This is a genomic window from Pseudomonas sp. KBS0707, from assembly GCF_005937945.2.
Lineage (GTDB): Bacteria > Pseudomonadota > Gammaproteobacteria > Pseudomonadales > Pseudomonadaceae > Aquipseudomonas > Aquipseudomonas amygdali.
This window is the reverse complement of the sequence record NZ_CP041754.1, coordinates 1-18,186: the sequence shown is the minus strand read 5'-3', so window position 1 is coordinate 18,186 and position 18,186 is coordinate 1. Positions and strand designations below refer to the sequence as shown.

General features: G+C 59.8%; 15 protein-coding genes. 8 read left to right on the top strand and 7 right to left on the bottom strand.

The genetic code is table 11. The annotated features are described in order from the left end of the window. The first annotated feature begins 116 nt into the window (after nucleotides 1-116). Nucleotides 117-1,511, top strand: a complete 1,395-nt coding sequence (locus tag FFH21_RS00090) for a response regulator (RefSeq protein WP_081002665.1) — start codon at nucleotides 117-119, stop codon at nucleotides 1,509-1,511. A 271-nt stretch (nucleotides 1,512-1,782) separates the two neighbouring features. On the opposite strand, the gene FFH21_RS00085 is transcribed toward FFH21_RS00090, so the two are convergent. Further along, on the bottom strand, nucleotides 1,783-2,781 hold the full coding sequence (locus tag FFH21_RS00085) for a sensor domain-containing diguanylate cyclase (protein ID WP_002551400.1): 999 nt from the start codon (nucleotides 2,779-2,781) through the stop codon (nucleotides 1,783-1,785). Nucleotides 2,782-2,910: 129 nt separating this feature from the next. Continuing rightward, nucleotides 2,911-4,095, bottom strand: a complete 1,185-nt coding sequence (gene desA, locus FFH21_RS00080; RefSeq protein WP_041924372.1) for a delta-9 fatty acid desaturase DesA — start codon at nucleotides 4,093-4,095, stop codon at nucleotides 2,911-2,913. Between the two features lie 155 nt (nucleotides 4,096-4,250). Between desA and dibA the strand changes: the two genes are divergently transcribed. The 6 genes from dibA (at nucleotide 4,251) to FFH21_RS00050 (ending at nucleotide 10,504) form a co-directional block, all read left to right on the top strand. After that, complete coding sequence (gene dibA / locus FFH21_RS00075) at nucleotides 4,251-6,179, top strand: phosphodiesterase DibA (RefSeq protein ID WP_011167324.1); 1,929 nt, start codon at nucleotides 4,251-4,253, stop codon at nucleotides 6,177-6,179. 196 nt (nucleotides 6,180-6,375) lie between these two features. Next, the gene (gene oscA / locus FFH21_RS00070; protein WP_002551397.1) at nucleotides 6,376-6,558 is read left to right on the top strand and encodes a sulfur starvation response protein OscA; all 183 of its coding nucleotides are present in this window, start codon (nucleotides 6,376-6,378) and stop codon (nucleotides 6,556-6,558) included. Between the two features lie 150 nt (nucleotides 6,559-6,708). Beyond that, nucleotides 6,709-7,719 (top strand): sulfate ABC transporter substrate-binding protein, encoded by a 1,011-nt coding sequence (locus FFH21_RS00065; protein WP_002551396.1) that lies wholly within the window; start codon nucleotides 6,709-6,711, stop codon nucleotides 7,717-7,719. A 94-nt stretch (nucleotides 7,720-7,813) separates the two neighbouring features. Then, nucleotides 7,814-8,635 carry a sulfate ABC transporter permease subunit CysT gene (cysT, locus tag FFH21_RS00060; RefSeq protein ID WP_011167323.1) on the top strand — a complete coding sequence of 274 codons (822 nt, stop codon included), beginning with the start codon at nucleotides 7,814-7,816 and terminating at the stop codon, nucleotides 8,633-8,635. Between the two features lie 13 nt (nucleotides 8,636-8,648). Further along, nucleotides 8,649-9,521, top strand: a complete 873-nt coding sequence (gene cysW / locus FFH21_RS00055; protein WP_004662918.1) for a sulfate ABC transporter permease subunit CysW — start codon at nucleotides 8,649-8,651, stop codon at nucleotides 9,519-9,521. A 2-nt stretch (nucleotides 9,522-9,523) separates the two neighbouring features. Continuing rightward, nucleotides 9,524-10,504 carry a sulfate/molybdate ABC transporter ATP-binding protein gene (locus FFH21_RS00050; RefSeq protein ID WP_011167322.1) on the top strand — a complete coding sequence of 327 codons (981 nt, stop codon included), beginning with the start codon at nucleotides 9,524-9,526 and terminating at the stop codon, nucleotides 10,502-10,504. A 241-nt stretch (nucleotides 10,505-10,745) separates the two neighbouring features. Here FFH21_RS00050 and FFH21_RS00040 read toward each other — a convergent pair whose 3' ends face one another. From FFH21_RS00040 to FFH21_RS00030, 3 genes are read right to left on the bottom strand one after another with little or no spacing between them, the layout of a single operon-like run. After that, on the bottom strand, nucleotides 10,746-11,558 hold the full coding sequence (locus FFH21_RS00040) for a sulfite exporter TauE/SafE family protein (RefSeq protein WP_011167321.1): 813 nt from the start codon (nucleotides 11,556-11,558) through the stop codon (nucleotides 10,746-10,748). Next, nucleotides 11,551-12,804 carry an FAD/NAD(P)-binding oxidoreductase gene (locus FFH21_RS00035; protein WP_011167320.1) on the bottom strand — a complete coding sequence of 418 codons (1,254 nt, stop codon included), beginning with the start codon at nucleotides 12,802-12,804 and terminating at the stop codon, nucleotides 11,551-11,553. The genes FFH21_RS00040 and FFH21_RS00035 overlap by 8 nt, the downstream gene beginning before the upstream one ends. A gap of 27 nt (nucleotides 12,805-12,831) precedes the next feature. Continuing rightward, nucleotides 12,832-13,716, bottom strand: coding sequence for an MBL fold metallo-hydrolase (locus FFH21_RS00030; RefSeq protein WP_004660024.1), 885 nt, complete (start codon nucleotides 13,714-13,716; stop codon nucleotides 12,832-12,834). Between the two features lie 266 nt (nucleotides 13,717-13,982). On the opposite strand from FFH21_RS00030, the gene FFH21_RS00025 reads away from it, so the two are divergent. After that, on the top strand, nucleotides 13,983-15,305 hold the full coding sequence (locus FFH21_RS00025) for a sigma-54-dependent Fis family transcriptional regulator (RefSeq protein WP_011167319.1): 1,323 nt from the start codon (nucleotides 13,983-13,985) through the stop codon (nucleotides 15,303-15,305). A 248-nt stretch (nucleotides 15,306-15,553) separates the two neighbouring features. Here the strand turns inward: FFH21_RS00025 and FFH21_RS00010 are convergent, their stop codons facing one another. Both FFH21_RS00010 and rep read right to left on the bottom strand, forming a co-directional pair. Next, nucleotides 15,554-16,123 (bottom strand): xanthine phosphoribosyltransferase, encoded by a 570-nt coding sequence (locus FFH21_RS00010; RefSeq protein ID WP_002551388.1) that lies wholly within the window; start codon nucleotides 16,121-16,123, stop codon nucleotides 15,554-15,556. A 53-nt stretch (nucleotides 16,124-16,176) separates the two neighbouring features. Next, the gene (gene rep, locus FFH21_RS00005; protein ID WP_004660029.1) at nucleotides 16,177-18,186 is read right to left on the bottom strand and encodes a DNA helicase Rep; all 2,010 of its coding nucleotides are present in this window, start codon (nucleotides 18,184-18,186) and stop codon (nucleotides 16,177-16,179) included.

The window sequence follows — 18,186 nt, the reverse complement described above, 5'->3', positions numbered from 1 at the left end:
AGACAAAAAAAGCCCGTTTCGACGGGTTTTTTTGTTCTGGAGCAGGGTATTTCGCTCTTTTTGCTATATCCGGACGATGGCTTTGGCTAAGGTGAACGCATCGATGTCGGAGAGTCATGATGACTGCTGTAGATTTGCCCGCGGTACCTCGCGTATTGATTGCTGAGTCTGATCCGTGGGTTCGCGAAACACTCAGCGATCTGGTGTTGGGTGTGCGAGCGGACGTCGACCTGGAAATGTGTACCGATGGCAAGCAGGCCGTCGAATGGATGAAGAAACAACTGCCTGACCTGATCATCGCCGCACGCGAGCTGCCGGGGATCGACGGGTTGAGCCTGTTGCGTGGCGTACGCAACCTGCGTCGTCAGCCCGCCATCCCTTTCATTCTGATCAGCAATCGCAACGACAGCGCCAGCGTGCGTGAGGTCTTGCCACTGGCGCCGACTGCTTATCTGACCAAACCCCTGAATACCGAAGGGCTACGCCAGCGCCTGGAAAGCCTGCTGCTGGAACGTCAGGCCCCGGTTGCGGGCGCAGTGCCCGCGCTGACGCCGGGTTTGACGCTGACCAAGTTTCTCGACAAGCGCCGTGACGTGGCTGACGGCGCACCGCTGTTCGTCGATGTCGCGACGGCGATAAAACTCAGCCAGACCGCCAACGGCCTCGACGCTGCCTTGCTGGAGCAGGAGCTGCGCAACGATCCGCACATCACTGCCGTGTTGATCGCGGCCGCCAACAGTGCCGCGCAACATTTGGGCAAGCCGGTGCAGACCATGGGCGGGGCGCTGGCCATTCTCGGGCCGGTGCAGGGCGCAAATATCGCGTCAGGCCTGGCCAAGAAACGTATGGCCGTGCTGACCAGCGACGCGTTGCTGGCCCGGGCCAGTGAGCTTTGGACCATGTCGCAGCGAACGGCTGATTACGCGCGCATTCTGGGCGGCATGCTGGAGCTGGATGTAGAGCGTTGCTTCTGTGCCGGTCTGCTGCAGTCGCTGGGCGATCTTGCTGTGCTGGGTTGTTTGCAGGAATGGCTGCTGGCTGGCGGCGAGTTGAATGAAGACGTGATCAAGCAATCGCTGGAGCAGTATTCCGCTGCCTTCGGTTCCGCTCTGCGCACCCGCTGGCGTTTGCCGCTGGAACTGCGTGAGCTGATCGCTGCGGTGTATCAGTACAACACCGGTATCTTCACTCGCGAAGTGCTGGCAATGAACCTGGCGGGGCAGATGGCACGTCTGGGCGAGGAAGAGAGTGTCAACACGCTGATCAAGACCAAGTCGGCCAAGTTGTTGAAGCTGAGCGTCGGTGACTTGCAGCGTTTGCGCAAGAAACTGACCGGCGTGACTGACCCTAGCCTGTTGAAACCCTTGCCGACCGAACCTGAAGTGGCTGCCGAGACGGTCGAGGGGGAGGACGAGCCTGATTTGCTGGACCTGACACCTGAACCACCTGCCGAAGAGGCTGCTGTAATCGAGGACCCGGCCAGCGCCATTCAGGGCCCGCTCGAGAAGTAGAACCTGACTGAGGCCTTCGCGAGCAAGACGGATCGCCGCCCCGGTCGCGCCCACAGGGTGTGATGCCGTGTGCGCACTTGCTCGCGAAGGCTATATTCCAAACACAGCCAATGCATTGACTGTACCGCCCTCTTCGCGGACAAGTCCGCTCCTACAGGGCACCGCAGACCCCCACAGGACTTGATGCCGTGAGTTTGTGGGAGCGGACCGGGCGGCGATCCGCCTTGCTCGCGAAGGGGCCAGTCGTGCCCTCTACAGTCGAGAGGGCATGTCAGACCAGCACGATCTGATTCTTGCCCTGGCGCTTGGCCTGATACATGGCGGCGTCGGCGCGGCCGTAGAGGGTTTCCAGGCTTGAGTCTTCCGGGCCCAGATTAGTCAGGCCCTGGCTGGCGGTGATGCTGAAGGTGGTGCCGCCTGACTGAAAGTTCTGGCGCTGGATCTCGCGTTGCAGGCGCTCGGCGATCTGCATGGCCATATCCGGCGCGCAGCCAGGGAATACCGCGGCGAACTCTTCGCCACCGATACGCCCGAACAAATCACCACGTCTCAGTGCCGAGCGGCCACTTTCAGCGATGCGTTGCAACACGGTATCGCCTTCCTGATGGCCGTAGGTGTCGTTGACCAGCTTGAAGTCATCGATATCCAGCAGCAGAAAGGCCAGCGGAGTGCCGTTGAGGCGAGCCAGTTCGAACTCGCGCTGGGCGCATTCGAAAAAGTGCCGACGGTTGCTGCTCTGGGTCAGTACGTCGGTGGTTGCCAGGCGCTGCAGCTCATCCTCGAGGTGCTTCTTGTCGGTGATGTCTTCGGCGATGCCCACCACGATCAGGCGCTGGCTGGCGTCGGCGCGATGGCTGACGAAGCATTTGTCGCTGAGCCAGCGTACTTCGCCATCCGCACGGATGATTCGGTACTCGCGGTCCTCGATGGAGCCTTTCTCGATCACCTCGTTGAGGCTGCGCTCGGCGTAGTTCAGGTCATCCGGGTAGATACTGTCGCGCCACTCGCTGTAATCGGCCAGCAGCAAGCCCGCCGAGCGGCCGAAGATACGCTCGTACGCCGGGCTGACGTAAATCATGTGCTGGGTTTCCCAGTCAAACGCCCACAGAACAGCATTCACGCTCACCAACAATGAGCTGAACAGTTGTTCACGCTCGCTCAAGCGGGCAACTTCTGCCTGGGCGTGCATCAGGGCTAACAGGGTTTCTGCGGCTGCGGGCATATCAGTGATCGGCGTGCCGGGTAGGGAGGTAGGAGGCTGCTTTTCCATAAGATCCATCTCAAGCGTTACGGCCAGTGCCGTGCCCTATCCCGTTTGGCGGGAAAGTTGATGAGATAGATTGGCAGGGGATAAGTTCCGGGACCGGCGCACCTGCGGGAGGCGCGCCGATCAACGGTATCAGGCGTGGGCGGGGCGTAGCGAGTAGGTTTTCAGCTGGTCGGCGAACTCACGCAGCGAGTGAATACCACTGGCTTCGGCCTCGTGAATCCACTCTTTGATGGCTGAAAGCATGTCATGGCCATTGCTGCTGGTCTTGACCCAGATCTGCTGCAACGCCAGACGCTTTTCGTAGATCACTTTCAGCGCATGGCTATGTTCCAGCATGGTCTGGATGCGCAAGTGGTGCTTGTCATCGAGCAGACTGGTCTCACGTGACAGCAGCCGTTTGGCGCGACTGAACTGATGACGCACCGATTCGTCGGCCTTGGCCAGTTCCTGGGCAACCAGCGGCGCAATTACCAGCTTGCGATACTGCCCCATGATCTGGAAACGGTTGTTGAGGATCGCCATGGCGGTGTCCATGTCCATGTGGCCCTTGCCTTCGACCCGATGGGCGATGGGCGCGACCCGCTGGACTTTGGCCAGCCCCAGGAAACTGAACAGTTTGATCCACGCCCAGCCCATGTCGAATTCCCAGGGCTTGACCGACAGCTTGGCCGAGTTGGGATAGGTGTGGTGGTTGTTGTGCAGCTCTTCACCACCGATCACGATGCCCCACGGCACCAGATTGGTGGCCGCGTCACGGCATTCGAAGTTGCGATAGCCGACGGCATGGCCCAGACCGTTGACCACGCCAGCAGCCCAGAAGGGAATCCACATCATCTGGACGGCCCACACGGTGATACCGAGCGCACCGAACAGTGCCACGTCGATGACTGCCATCAGGGCGATACCCAGCAGCTTGTAGCGCGAATACAGGTTGCGCTCGATCCAGTCTTCCGGGCAGTTCTTGCCGTAGATACGCAGGGTGTCCTGGTTCTGAGCTTCTTCGCGGTACAGCTCGGCGCCTTTGCGCAGCACGGTGGACAGGCCTTTGACGACCGGGCTGTGCGGGTCGTCGACGGTTTCGCATTTTGCGTGGTGTTTGCGGTGGATGGCTGTCCACTCGCGGGTGTTCTGGGCAGTGGTCAGCCACAGCCAGAAACGGAAGAAGTGTTTCAGCCCCGCATTGAGCTCAAGCGAGCGGTGGGCTGAGTAGCGGTGCAGATAGACCGTGACGCCGACAATAGTCACATGGGTCATCGCCAGCGTGACTGCTATTACCTGCCAGACGGAAAGGTCGAGCAAACCGTTGTAACACATAGGCTGTTTGGCCCTCGTAAAGATACTCATGAAGAAAAAAGTTACGCGTGCATTATCACTGACATTCCACAGAAAACCAGTCACCCTTTCAGATAAGAGTCGCAGGATGTTTCTTGCTTTATAATTCCGGCTTTATCTGAGGTTCTTCGTTTCCGATGTCAGATTACTCCCTTGGCGCGCTGCGAACGGCCGTCCTGTATGGGCTGCTGTCCATTTTGTGGTTTGTGACGTGCGACCTGTTGCTGCCCTTTTTCATAAAAGAACCTGCTCGATTGGCGTTCTGGCAACTGATGGCCGGTTACAGCTGGGTGTTGCTCAGCGCGGTCATGATCTTCATCGCACGTGACAGATTGAGAAGCCTGATCGGCGGCGATGCGCTTTTTCAGCGCCAACAAGCCGATTACGACCGGCTGCGGCTGGCGGAAGCGGTGTTCGACAGCACTCGCGAAGGGGTGCTGGTCAGCGATGCGCAGGGCCACATCGTTCACGTCAACCGCGCTTTCGTCGATATCACTGGTTATCAGGCCGAAGAAGTACTGGGCCTCAACCCCAGCAAGTTCAAGTCCGGCCGACACGGCCCGAAGTTCTACAAACAGATGTATCACTCGATCATCAGCGAGGGCCAGTGGAGCGGCGAGATCTGGAATCGGCGTAAAAGCGGCGAGATCTATCCGCAATGGCAGACCATTCGCAGCGTTATGGGCGATGACGGCCAACCCAGGCACTTTGTAGCGGTGTTTTCCGACATTACAGCTATCAAACGCTCCGAGCAGGAGCTGGCCCAGTTGATCCACTTCGATGGGCTGACCGATTTGCCCAATCGCCTGCTGCTGACTGATCGCATCAGCCAGACGCTGACTTCGGCGCGCGCCAGCAAACGCGGCTGCGCACTGTTGCTGATCGACCTGGACCACTTCAAGAACATCAATGACAGCCTTGGCCACAACGTGGGCGACGATGTGCTCAGGGCCGTCGCCGAGCGGCTCAAAAGCGTGTCCGGCAATGAAATGACTCTGGCGCGTCCGGGCGGCGACGAGTTCGCCCTGTTGATCAAGAATTGCTCGCAGCTGGTTCAGGCTGCCGCGCTGGCACAGCAGGTGATCAATGCGCTCAAGGCACCGTTCGCGATTGCCGCGCATCAGCTGTTTGTCACTGCCAGCATTGGCATCAGCCTGTTCCCCGGCGATGCGCTGACCGCCGAGCAACTGTTGCGCAATGCAGACTCGGCGCTGTTCAAGGCCAAGGGCGACGGTCGTGAGTGTTATGCGTTGTACACCGAGGAATTGACCGCCCACGCCCAACAGCGCGTGCAACTGGCCTATGAACTGCGTCAGGCCGTCGAACTGGAACAACTGCGGGTCTTCTATCAGCCGGTTCATGACCTTGTCACCCGCCGTATTCGCGGTGTCGAGGCGCTGGTGCGCTGGCAGCACCCCGAGCGCGGGATGGTTTCGCCGGGGGAATTCATTCCGATTGCCGAGCAAAGCGGGCTGATCGCTGATATTGATGCCTGGGTCTTGAAAACCGCCTGTCTGCAGATGAAGGCCTGGCTGGCGGAAGGCGTGCCGGTCGAGTTCGTCGCGGTAAACGTCTCCAGCCGCCTGTTCAATCATGGCGACCTCGACCGTCGGGTAGCACAGGCACTGCATGAGACCGGGCTTGAGCCTGCCTTTCTGGAGCTGGAAGTGACTGAAAGCGCAGTCATGGAAGACCCCGAACAGGCCATCGAACAATTGCATCGCCTGCGCGAACTGGGCCTGAGCCTGGCCATCGATGACTTCGGTACGGGTTATTCTTCGCTGCTGCGGCTCAAGCGCATGCCGGTTCAGAAGCTGAAGATCGACCAGGGTTTTGTGGCCGGACTGCCGGGCGACGATGACGACATCGCGATTGTCAGAGCGGTCATCGCGCTGGCGGGCAGCCTGGGCATGCGGGTTCTGGCTGAAGGCATCGAGCATGCGAATCAGGCTGCGTTCCTGCTGGGCAACAGTTGCCAGTTGGGACAGGGCTACTGGTTTGCCCGGCCAATGGTCGCGCAAGCGATAGACTGGACGCATGCACCGGTCTTCGAGCAGCCCGGCTGAAGCCGCAAGAGCAAGGCTTGCCAGGGTGTGCAACGCATCCTGGCAAAATCTCTAACCGCTAAATTTCTTTTGGTTATATCTGCATTCTTAAATAGTCTTTTTAAGAATATCCGCACCTCATTATTATTGCCTCACCGCCATACGCCATCGCCCCCAGTCGCGACGGCCGGCTTCTCATCTTTCAAGGAATAAGACAATGAGCGCATCTCTACGTAGTGTTGACGGTCAGGACGAAGCAGCAATTCTGCGTGAGATTCAGAGTGCGTTGCGTGACCTGCGTTTTGGCGCCGTCGAAATCACTGTGCATAACGCGCAAGTGGTGCAGATCGAGCGCAAGGAAAAGTTTCGTTTGCAGAACCCCGCCGCCAAGCAGAGCTGAAGCGGCATTACCCGACTGGTCAACCGGAGGGCTTCATCCTGACTCCTGATACCTCCCCTGAAAAAAGCAGCGCGCCCGTGCGGATGCCGTTCTGACGCGCCAAGAAGAAATTAAAAAAGCCAACACACCGCATTTCCAGGAGCTTCATCTATGTCCATTCGCCGTTTTGCTCTGGCCGCTCTCGCCAGTGCTGTTTTCGCAGGTTCGGCTGTTGCCAAGGATTACGAACTGCTCAACGTGTCTTACGATCCGACCCGCGAGCTGTATCAGGATTACAACGCAGAATTCGTCAACTTCTGGAAAAAATCCCATCCGGACGACAAGGTCGAGATCAAGCAGTCCCACGGTGGTTCGGGCAAGCAGGCCCGTGGCGTGATCGACGGTCTGCGTGCAGACGTGGTGACCCTGGCACTGGCCGGTGACATCGACGAAATCGCCAAGCTGGGCAAGACCCTGCCCGAAAACTGGCAGACCCGTCTGCCGGATGCGAGCACGCCTTACACCTCGACCATCGTGTTTCTGGTGCGCAAGGGCAACCCCAAAGGCATCAAGGACTGGGGCGACCTGATCAAGAAAGACGTCTCGGTGATCACGCCGAACCCGAAAACCTCAGGTGGTGCACGCTGGAACTTCCTGGCGGCCTGGGCCTACGGCCTGAAGGCGGGCGGCGGCGACGAAGCCAAAGCCAAGGAATATGTGCAGACGCTGTTCAAGCACGTGCCGATTCTGGACACCGGTGCGCGTGGTTCGACCATCACCTTCGTCAACAACGGTCAGGGTGACGTGCTGCTGGCGTGGGAAAACGAAGCATTCCTGGCGCTGAAAGAAGACGGTGGCAAAGACAAGTTCGACATCGTCGTGCCGTCGCTGTCGATTCTCGCCGAACCTCCGGTAGCCGTAGTCGACAAGAACGCCGAGAAGAAAGGCAACACTGAAATCGCGACTGAATACCTGAAGCACCTTTACAGCAAGGAAGGTCAGGAAATTGCTGCGAAAAACTTCTATCGTCCACGTGATGCCGAAGTAGCCGCCAAGTACGAGAAGCAATTCCCGAAACTTGATCTGGTGACTATCGACAAAGACTTTGGCGGCTGGAAAACTGCGCAGCCGAAGTTTTTCAATGACGGCGGCGTGTTCGACCAGATTTATCAGGCGCAATAAGCCGAATCAGGATGCCGTGCGAGTGGCATTGCAGGTTGGGTCAAGCAGCCCGGATTAACGTCCGGGCTTCGTGCAAGTGAAACCAGGGACTTTTATGTCGCGTCGTATCTCCCCCGTCATACCCGGCTTCGGGCTGACGCTGGGCTACACCTTGGTGTACCTCAGTCTGATTGTGCTAATACCGCTGGCCGCCATGTTCGTGCATGCCGCGCAGCTGACCTGGGATCAGTTCTGGACCATCATCACGGCACCACGCGTGATCGCGGCACTCAAGCTGAGTTTCGGCACTGCTTTCTACGCGGCCCTCATCAATGGCGTGATCGGCACGCTGCTGGCCTGGGTGCTGGTGCGTTACACCTTCCCCGGTCGCAAGATCATCGATGCAATGATCGATCTGCCGTTCGCCCTGCCGACTGCTGTGGCCGGTATCGCCCTGACAGCGCTGTACGCGCCCAACGGCTGGGTCGGGCAGTTCGCCGCCGACCTGGGCTTCAAGATCGCCTACACGCCGTTGGGTATTACCCTGGCGCTGACGTTCGTCGCCCTGCCATTCGTGGTGCGCACCGTGCAGCCTGTGCTGGCCGACATCCCCAAGGAAGTCGAAGAAGCCGCTGCCTGCCTGGGCGCGCGTCCGCTGCAGGTGTTTCGCCACATCCTCGTTCCGGCCTTGTTGCCTGCCTGGCTGACCGGCTTCGCTCTGGCGTTTGCCAGAGGCGTGGGCGAGTACGGTTCGGTGATTTTCATTGCCGGCAACATGCCGATGAAAACCGAGATCCTGCCGCTGCTGATCATGGTCAAGCTCGACCAGTACGACTACACCGGCGCGACCGCTATCGGCGTGATGATGCTGGTGGTTTCCTTCATTCTGCTGCTGCTGATCAACCTGCTGCAGCGGCGCATTGAAACCCCATCCTGAGGAGGCGCAGAACATGTCTTATTCATCTGTTTCAGCCGCCGCCTCTGCCAACGCCGCCCGTCGTGGCAGCGCGGTGTCGCGACGTATTCTGATCGGCCTGTGCTGGCTGGTGTTCTTTCTGTTTCTGGGCCTGCCGCTGTTCATCGTGGTGTCTCAGGGGCTGAAAAACGGTCTGGGCGCGTTCTTTACCGCAATCCTTGAACCGGATGCCTTGTCAGCGCTGAAGCTGACGGTCATTGCGGTCCTGATCTCGGTGCCGCTCAATCTGGTATTCGGCGTCAGCGCCGCATGGTGCGTGAGCAAATATTCGTTCCGCGGCAAGAGCATTCTGGTCACGCTGATCGATTTGCCGTTCTCGGTATCGCCGGTCATTGCCGGTCTTGTCTACGTATTGATGTTCGGTGCGCAGGGCCTGTTCGGGCCGTGGTTACAGGACCACGATATCCAGATCGTCTTTGCCCTGCCGGGCATCGTGCTGGCGACCATTTTCGTCACTGTGCCGTTCGTTGCGCGCGAACTGATCCCGCTGATGCAGGAGCAGGGTACTCAGGAAGAAGAGGCGGCGCGGCTGCTGGGTGCCAATGGCTGGCAGATGTTCTGGCACGTCACGGTGCCGAACATCAAATGGGGCCTGATCTACGGCGTGGTGCTGTGTACTGCGCGGGCGATGGGTGAGTTTGGCGCGGTGTCGGTGGTTTCCGGGCACATTCGCGGCGTCACCAATACCCTGCCGCTGCACGTCGAAATTCTCTACAACGAGTACAACCACGTTGCAGCCTTTGCCGTGGCGAGCCTGTTGCTGATCCTGGCGCTGTTCATCCTGCTGCTCAAGCAGTGGAGCGAATCCCGCATTAACCGTCTGCGCCATAACGCGGCGGAGGAATAATCATGTCGATCGAAGTCCGTAACGTCAGCAAGAATTTCAACGCCTTCAAGGCCCTGAACAACATCAGTCTGGACATCCAGAGTGGCGAGCTGGTGGCTTTGCTCGGCCCGTCAGGCTGCGGCAAGACCACCCTGTTGCGCATTATTGCCGGCCTGGAAACCCCGGATGACGGCAGTATCGTGTTCCATGGCGAAGATGTTTCCGGCCATGACGTGCGTGATCGCAACGTCGGCTTTGTGTTCCAGCATTACGCGCTGTTCCGCCACATGACGGTGTTCGACAACGTCGCGTTCGGCCTGCGCATGAAGCCCAAACGCGAGCGCCCGAACGAGACACGGATTGCCGAGAAGGTCCATGAGCTGCTGAACATGGTGCAGCTGGACTGGCTGGCCGACCGTTATCCGGAGCAACTGTCGGGTGGACAGCGCCAGCGCATCGCCCTGGCCCGCGCCCTGGCGGTCGAGCCAAAAGTGCTGCTGCTGGACGAGCCGTTCGGGGCGCTGGACGCCAAGGTGCGCAAGGAACTGCGTCGCTGGCTGGCGCGCCTGCACGAAGACATTAACCTGACCTCGGTATTCGTGACCCACGATCAGGAAGAGGCCATGGAAGTGGCTGATCGCATCGTGGTGATGAACAAGGGTGTGATCGAACAGATCGGCTCGCCGGGCGAGGTCTACGAGAACCCGTCCAACGACTTCGTCTACCACTTCCTGGGTGACTCCAACCGCCTGAGCCTGGGCGAGGAAGGGCACCTGTTGTTCCGTCCGCATGAAGTGTCGTTGTCGCATCAGGAAATCGAAGACCACCACGCCGCTGAAGTCCGCGACATCCGCCCGCTGGGCGCGACAACGCGGGTCACGCTGAAAGTGGAAGGGCAAAGCGAACTGATCGAGGCCGAAGTGGTAAAAGACCACGACAGCCTGGTAGGCCTGGCCAAGGGCGAGACGCTGTTCTTCAAACCGAAGGTCTGGCAGAAGCTTTAAGCCCACCCCCCCGACTATCGTTCCCATGCTCCGCATTGGCACGATAGTGATCTCGGGATTTTCATCGTTCCCATGCTCCGCGTGGGAATGCCTTTCCGGACGCTCTGCGTCCGATCTTGAGTGCGCGGCGTCAGCACGAGCATGTGACGCGGAGCATTGGCACGATAGTGATCTCAAGATTTTCATCGTTCCCATGCTCCGCGTGGGAATGCCTTTCTGGACGCTCTGCGTCCTCGGGCGGTTAGCGCACTGACAACGCGAGCATGAACGCGGCAACAATGCCGCACAGCGCGAACAGCTGTTGCAGGCGCGGGCCGACGAGGTAGCGGGCGACTTGTCTGCCAGCTATCAAGCCGATGACTGCACCCAGTGCAAAAGGCGCACCCACCGTCCAGTGCATCACGCCGCTCAAGGAGGCGGTGATGACGCTGCCCGTCGAGACCAGCGCAATCACCGCCAGTGACGTCGCTACAACGCTTTTCATGCTCAGATCGCTGTAGCGGGTCAGCGCCGGAATGATCACGAAACCGCCGCCCACACCTAATAGCCCGGACAATAACCCTGAACCCACGCCCGTCAGCGTCAAAGCGCGCAGGCACGGCATGGTCCAGTGCAAACGGCCTTGCAGCGGGTTGAGCACGCAGGGCAGCATTTCTGCGCGCGGCGGCGGTTGGCCGTGGCGCAATTCGCGGCTGGCCCTGATGAACATACGTGTGCATGCGTACAGCAGCACGACCGAAAAGACCAATGCCAGCGGTGTATTGGGCAGCCGATGGGCGAGCCACAGGCCAAGAGGTGCCATCAGCACACCAATGGATGCGATGTACCCGGCAGCGCGATAGCGGACGATACCCTGACGCAGTCCCAGTACCGCACCGATTCCCGCCGCCAGCCCGACGGCCAGCAGGCCGACAGGTGCCGCTTCGACAATCGACAGGCCAAGACCAAAAACCAGCAGCGGGACCGCGAGAATGCCACCGCCCGCGCCTGTCAGCGCCAGTACCACGCCAATGATCGCCCCCAGGCCAACGCCCAGCAGTTGATGCTCATCCATGCCTGGCGTCAGCCTTTTCCGGTTTGGCCAACCATTCACGTCCCTTGAGCATGCCATGCCAGTAAAGTACGGGCAGCACGCGTTCTTTCAGCCACCAGGCCAGCCGGGTCGGTTGACGGCCATCCAGCAGCCAGCGCGGGAAGCTCGGCGCAACCTTGCCGCCATAGGTGAATTCAGCCAATACGATCCGGCCTTTCTCGACGGTCAGCGGGCACGAGCCATAACCGTCGTAGACGGCAGACTCACTCAGACGACCCAGCGCGACCAGCACATTATTGGCCACCACCGGTGCCTGCTTGCGGGCGGCGGCTGCGGTTTTGGCGTTGCTGGTATTGGTGGCATCACCCAGAGCATGAACATTGGCGAACTGTCGATGCCGGAGCGTGGCAGGGTCCACGTCCACCCAGCCTGCGGGATCGGCCAGCGGGCTGCTGCGAATGAAGTCGGGGGCAATCTGCGGGGGCACCACGTGCAGCATTTCAAAGCTGTGCTCGACGGTTTCGCTGCTGCCATCGGCCTGCGTGCAAACAAACGTAGCACGCTTGCCCGGCCCGTCGACTGCCACCAGCCGATGGCTGAACTTGAGGTCGATGGCGTACCGCTCGATGTAATTCATCAGCGCCGGTACATAGTCCGCCACACCAAACAGCACGCCACCGGCGTTGAAGAACTGCGTATTGATCTGCGCCAGACGGCCGGTTTTCAGCCAGTGGTCACAAGACAGGTACATGGCCTTCTGTGGCGCACCGGCGCATTTGATCGGCATGGGCGGTTGAGTAAACAGCGCGCGCCCTTGCTTCAAGCCCTGCACCAGCTTCCAGGTATAGGGTGCCAGGTCATAGCGATAGTTGGAGGTCACGCCGTTGGCACCCAGCGTCTCGACCAACCCGTCGATGGCCGCCCAGTCCAGCTTCAGGCCGGGGCAGGCCACCAGTTGCTGATAGCCAAGCGTACGCCCGTCGGCGAGCGTCAGGGTATTGTGCTGCGGTTCGAAGGTCGCCACCGCAGCCTTGATCCACTGCACACCTTTGGGAATCAGCGACGCCATGCTGCGTGCCGTCGACTGCGGCGTGAAAATGCCCGCGCCGACCATGGTCCAGCCCGGCTGGTAATAGTGGGTATCGGCAGGGTCGACCAGGGTGATCTGCAGGGCAGCATCACGGGCGAGCAGGCTTGCGGCGGTGGCGATACCGGCAGCACCACCACCAACGATCAGGATCTGACAGGTAGTTATCGAAGCATTCATCACAGAGTTTCCCAAGGCGGGCAGCGGTCAAAAAGCATTGAGCGGGATCTTCAGGTAGACGACGCCGTTGTCTTCCGGCTCGGGAAAGTGCCCGCAGCGCATGTTGACCTGCACCGAAGGCAGCATCAGCACAGGCATATCCAGCGTCATGTCACGGGCTTCACGCATGCTGACGAACGCGTCTTCATCTACACCGTCATGAACATGGATGTTGCTGGCGCGCTGTTCGGCGACGGTGGTCATGTATTTCAGCTCACGACCGTTGGGCAGGTAGTCGTGGCACATGAACAGCAGGGTGTCAGGCGGCAACGCCAGCAGTTTGTGAATGGAGCGGTACAGGGTGCGCGCATCGGCTCCGGGAAAGTCGCAACGGGCGGTGCCGTAATCGGGCATGAACAGCGTGTCGCCCACAAACGCGACCGTGGCGTCACCAACCTGCACCAGGTAACTCATGCACGCCGGTGTATGCCCGGGCGTATGCATGGCCTTGACCTGAAGTGTTCCAAGGGCAAACGAGGCGTTGTCTTCCAGCAGCACATCGAACTGGCTGCCATTGCGGGCAAAGTCAGACGGCGCGTTGAACAGCGCGCCAAAGGTTTCCTGCACGGCGGTGATGTGGCTGCCGATGACGATTTGTCCGCCAAGCTGCTGTTTCAGGTACGGCGCAGCCGTGAGGTGATCAGCATGCACATGGGTTTCGAAAATCCACTGCACCGAAGCCCCCAGCGCCTGTACCCGGCCGATCATCCGGTCGGCAGACTCGGTCCGGGTGCGGCCCGACTTGGGGTCGTAATCGAGCACGCTGTCGATCAGCGCGCACTGCTTGCTAGCCAGGTCCATCACCAGGTAGCTGATGGTCCAGGTATGGCTGTCGAAGAGGGCTTCGACATAAAGTTTTTCACCGATGATCATGTGCAATTCCCATGGCTGTAAATCGCCTCGAGGTTCGTTTGGTCAGGCCGGACGGTTGGCAGTCGTTGCTATGACTTCTCAATAACCATGCCAACGGCCGGAAAACCCATTGAGCATAGTAAATACAAGGCGTTGAGGGATTCTGCGGAAAACCCGCGTGATGGTTGCCAAGGCGCTGACTGCCACATTCTGGCAGTCGCTTGGCAGACGGTGGCATAAGCTGGCAGCGAGATGGGTTAAGCTGCGGCCAATCCACAGGAGCAAGCATGACCCTCATCGCCACTGATTTACCCGGCAGTCGCATGCAGTCGCTGGTGTCATACCTCGAACATGACCTGCGACCGACCATCGTTCTGGACACCGACTACAACATTATCGCGGCCAACACCGCCTATCAGCGTCAGTTCGGCGTTGAAGGCACGCCACATGTGGGCGAGAAGTGTTATCGGGTGTCGCATCAGTTCGCGGTGCCGTGCGATCAGGCCGGTGAACATTGCCCGATGCGCAAGGCCCACGACACGCGGCTTCCGGAGCGTTTGCTGCATATTCACCATACGCCTCGCGGCCCTGAGCATGTGGATGTGGAGCTGCGGCCGATTCTCGATGACGGGGGTGAAGTCATCGCCTACGTCGAGCGACTGAGCTCGGTGGCCGTGGCGTCGGTCCAGCCGCAGCAGCACGGGCTGGTCGGTCGTTCAGCAGCATTCAAAGAGGTCCTGAGTGCCTTGCAACGCGCTGCACCCGCGCAGATTCCGGTGCTGCTGCAGGGTGAGTCGGGTACCGGCAAGGAATTGTTCGCTCGCGCACTGCACGCCAGCAGCGCCAGGTCCGCCGGACCGTTGGTGGTGGTCGATTGCACCGGGCTTACGGAAACCCTGCTGGAGAGCGAGCTGTTCGGCTATGAAAAGGGCGCATTCACCGGGGCGTTACAGCGCAAGACCGGTCTGGCCGAAGCCGCTCATGGCGGCACGTTGTTCCTTGATGAAATCGGCGAAGTGCCGCTGGCTATGCAGGTCAAGCTGTTGCGGCTGATCGAATCAGGCAGCTTCCGCCCGGTGGGCAGCCTGCGAACGGTGCATTCGGATTTTCGGCTGGTGATGGCCACACACAAACCGCTCAAGGAGATGGTCACCAACGGCAGTTTTCGCCAGGATTTGTTTTACCGCATCAGCGCCTTCCCGATCCGTCTGCCCGCCCTGCGCGAACGCAGCGAGGACTTGCCGTTGCTGATCGACAGCCTGCTGCAACGCATCGCGCCAGGTGCTGCTCCGCGTGTCGACGCCGAGGCCATGAAGCTGCTGAGTCTGTACAGCTACCCCGGCAACATCCGCGAACTGCGCAACATACTTGAGCGCGCCCGCCTGTTTACCGATGACGGCGTTATTCGCGTACAGGATTTACCCGCTGAAGTGCGCGGTCAGGGCGAAGAAGCGGGTGGCGTGACTTACCGCCAGCAGGACGACGGCCTGGAGAAACTCGCCCATGCACTGCGAGTGTTCAACGGCTCGCGCAGTGAGCTGGCCAGAGAGCTGGGGCTGAGCGAACGCACCCTGTATCGACGTTTGCGTGCACTCGGCATTCCGCGCTGAAGCACGCACACGGCGACGCAGAGCGTCGAGAACTGCATTCCCACGCTGGAGCGTGCGGAACGATAATCGTAACTATCGTGCGGCGCTCCGCGTCGCATGCCTTTCTGGACGCTCCGCGTCCTCTTGGCGACGCAGAGCGTCGAGAACTGCATTACCGCGCTGGAGCGTACGGAACGATAATCGCAACTATCGTGCGGCGCTCCGCGTCGCATGCCTTTCCGGACGCTCTGCGTCCTCCCTTGAACACGTTACTTGAACGTCACAACCCCACCGGCCAGGGATTCAACCCGCGCCAGCGATTCCACTCTATAGCCCTGTGCATCCAGTTCGGCACGGCCGCCCTGGAAGGACTTCTCGATCACGATCCCCAGCCCGGCCACGGTCGCACCGGCCTGTTTGATGATCGAGATCAGCGCCTGCGAGGCTTTGCCGTTGGCGAGGAAGTCATCGATGATCAGCACGTGATCGTCGCTGCTCAGATGACGCGGCGAGATCGCCACGGTGCTCTCCACCTGTTTGGTGAATGAGTACACGGTCGCCGACAGCAGGTTTTCGGTCAGGGTCAGGGACTGGTGCTTGCGGGCGAAAATCACCGGCACGCCCATGTTCAGACCCGCCATGACGGCCGGCGCAATGCCGGAAGCTTCGATGGTCACGATTTTGGTCACGCCAGCGTCGGCGAACAGACGGGCGAATTCGTCACCAATTTCCTTCATCAAGGCCGGATCGATCTGATGGTTGAGAAACGCATCGACTTTCAGCACCTGGTCGGACAATACGATGCCTTCTTCGCGAATCTTCTTGTGCAGTGCTTCCACTTCAATTCCTAGACTGCGCCATTGCGCAATAAATGATCAATTTCGTTTGTCGACTAGCGTTTCAGCATGGCGCGAATATCGGCAAGCGCGGTATTGCCGCGAACCGCTTTGACTTCCGTCGGAGTGTCGTCATTGCCTTCCCAGGCCAGATCATCCGGGGGCAGCTCATCCAGAAAGCGGCTTGGCGCGCAGTCGATGATTTCACCGTACTGCTTGCGCTTGGCGGCGAACGTGAAGGCCAGAGTCTGCCGCGCGCGCGTAATGCCGACATAGGCAAGACGGCGTTCTTCTTCGATGGTGTCGGCTTCGATGCTGGAGCGGTGCGGCAGGATCTCTTCTTCCATGCCCATGATGAACACGTAAGGAAACTCCAGCCCCTTGGAGGCGTGCAAGGTCATCATCTGCACGCCTTCGGCACCATCTTCCTCTTCCTGCTGACGTTCAAGCATGTCGCGCAGGACCAGCTTGCCGATGGCTTCCTCAATGGTCATACCGCCTTCTTCGTCCTTTTCCAGCGTGTTTTTCAACGCCTCGATCAGGAACCAGACGTTACTCATCCGGTAATCAGCGGCCTTTTCGCTGGAGCTGTTCTGCCGCAGCCAGTTCTCGTAATCGATATCCATGACCATGCTGCGTAGCGCGGCAATGGGGTCGTTCTGCGCGCATTGCTGGCGCACGCCGTCCATCCAGCGCTTGAAGCGCTGCAAACGGTCGGTGTAACGGCTGTCCAGGTGCTCGCCCAGGCCGATTTCTTCGGTGGCGGCGTACATCGAGACCTTGCGTTCGGTGGCGTAGTTACCGAGTTTTTCGAGCGTGGTCGAGCCGATTTCACGACGCGGCACGTTGATGACCCGCAGGAAGGCGTTGTCGTCGTCCGGGTTCACCAGCAAACGGAAATACGCCATCAGGTCTTTCACTTCCTGGCGACCGAAGAAGCTGTTGCCGCCCGAAAGTCGATACGGCACCTGGTGGTGCTGCAATTTGAGTTCGATCAGCTTGGCCTGGTAGTTGCCGCGATACAGGATGGCGAAGTCGCTGTAGGGTCGGTCGGTGCGCAGGTGCAGGGTGAGGATTTCCATCGCCACGCGCTCGGCTTCGGCATCTTCGTTACGGCAACGGATGACACGGATTTCGTCGCCGTGGCCCATCTCGGACCACAGTTGCTTTTCGAAGGCGTGCGGGTTGTTGGAGATGAGCACGTTGGCACAGCGCAGGATGCGGCTGGTGGAACGGTAGTTCTGCTCCAGCATGACGACTTTCAACGACGGGTAGTCGTCCTTGAGCAGCATCAGGTTTTCCGGTCGCGCACCACGCCAGGCGTAGATCGACTGGTCGTCGTCGCCCACCACGGTGAACTGATGGCGCGAACCGATCAGCAGTTTAACCAGCAGGTACTGGCTGGCGTTGGTGTCCTGATATTCGTCCACCAGCAGGTAGCGCACCTTGTTCTGCCATTTCTCCAGAATGTCGGCGTGTTCCTGGAACAGCTTGACCGGCAGCAGAATGAGGTCGTCGAAGTCCACCGCGTTATACGCCTTGAGCGTGCGCTGGTAGTGGGTGTAGACGATGGCGGCGGTCTGTTCCTTGGGGTTGCGGGCGTTTTCCAGCGCGTCGGCAGGCAGAATGAGGTCGTTTTTCCACGAACCGATCATGTTCTTGATTTCGTCGACACCGTCATCGCCCGAATACTCTTTCTGCATGATGTCGGTCATCAGGGCCTTGACGTCGGTCTCGTCGAAGATCGAGAAGCCCGGTTTGTAGCCCAGCCGCGTGTGTTCCTTGCGGATGATGTTCAGACCCAGGTTGTGGAAGGTCGAGACCGTCAGGCCGCGTCCTTCGCCGCCTCGGAGCAGCGTACCGACGCGCTCCTTCATCTCGCGCGCGGCCTTGTTGGTAAAGGTCATGGCGACAATGTACTGGGCGCGGATGCCGCAGTTCTGGATCAGGTGCGCAATCTTGCGGGTGATCACACTGGTCTTGCCGGAACCGGCACCGGCGAGCACCAAAAGAGGGCCGCCGACGTAGTTCACGGCTTCCTGCTGCCGGGGATTGAGTCGGGACAT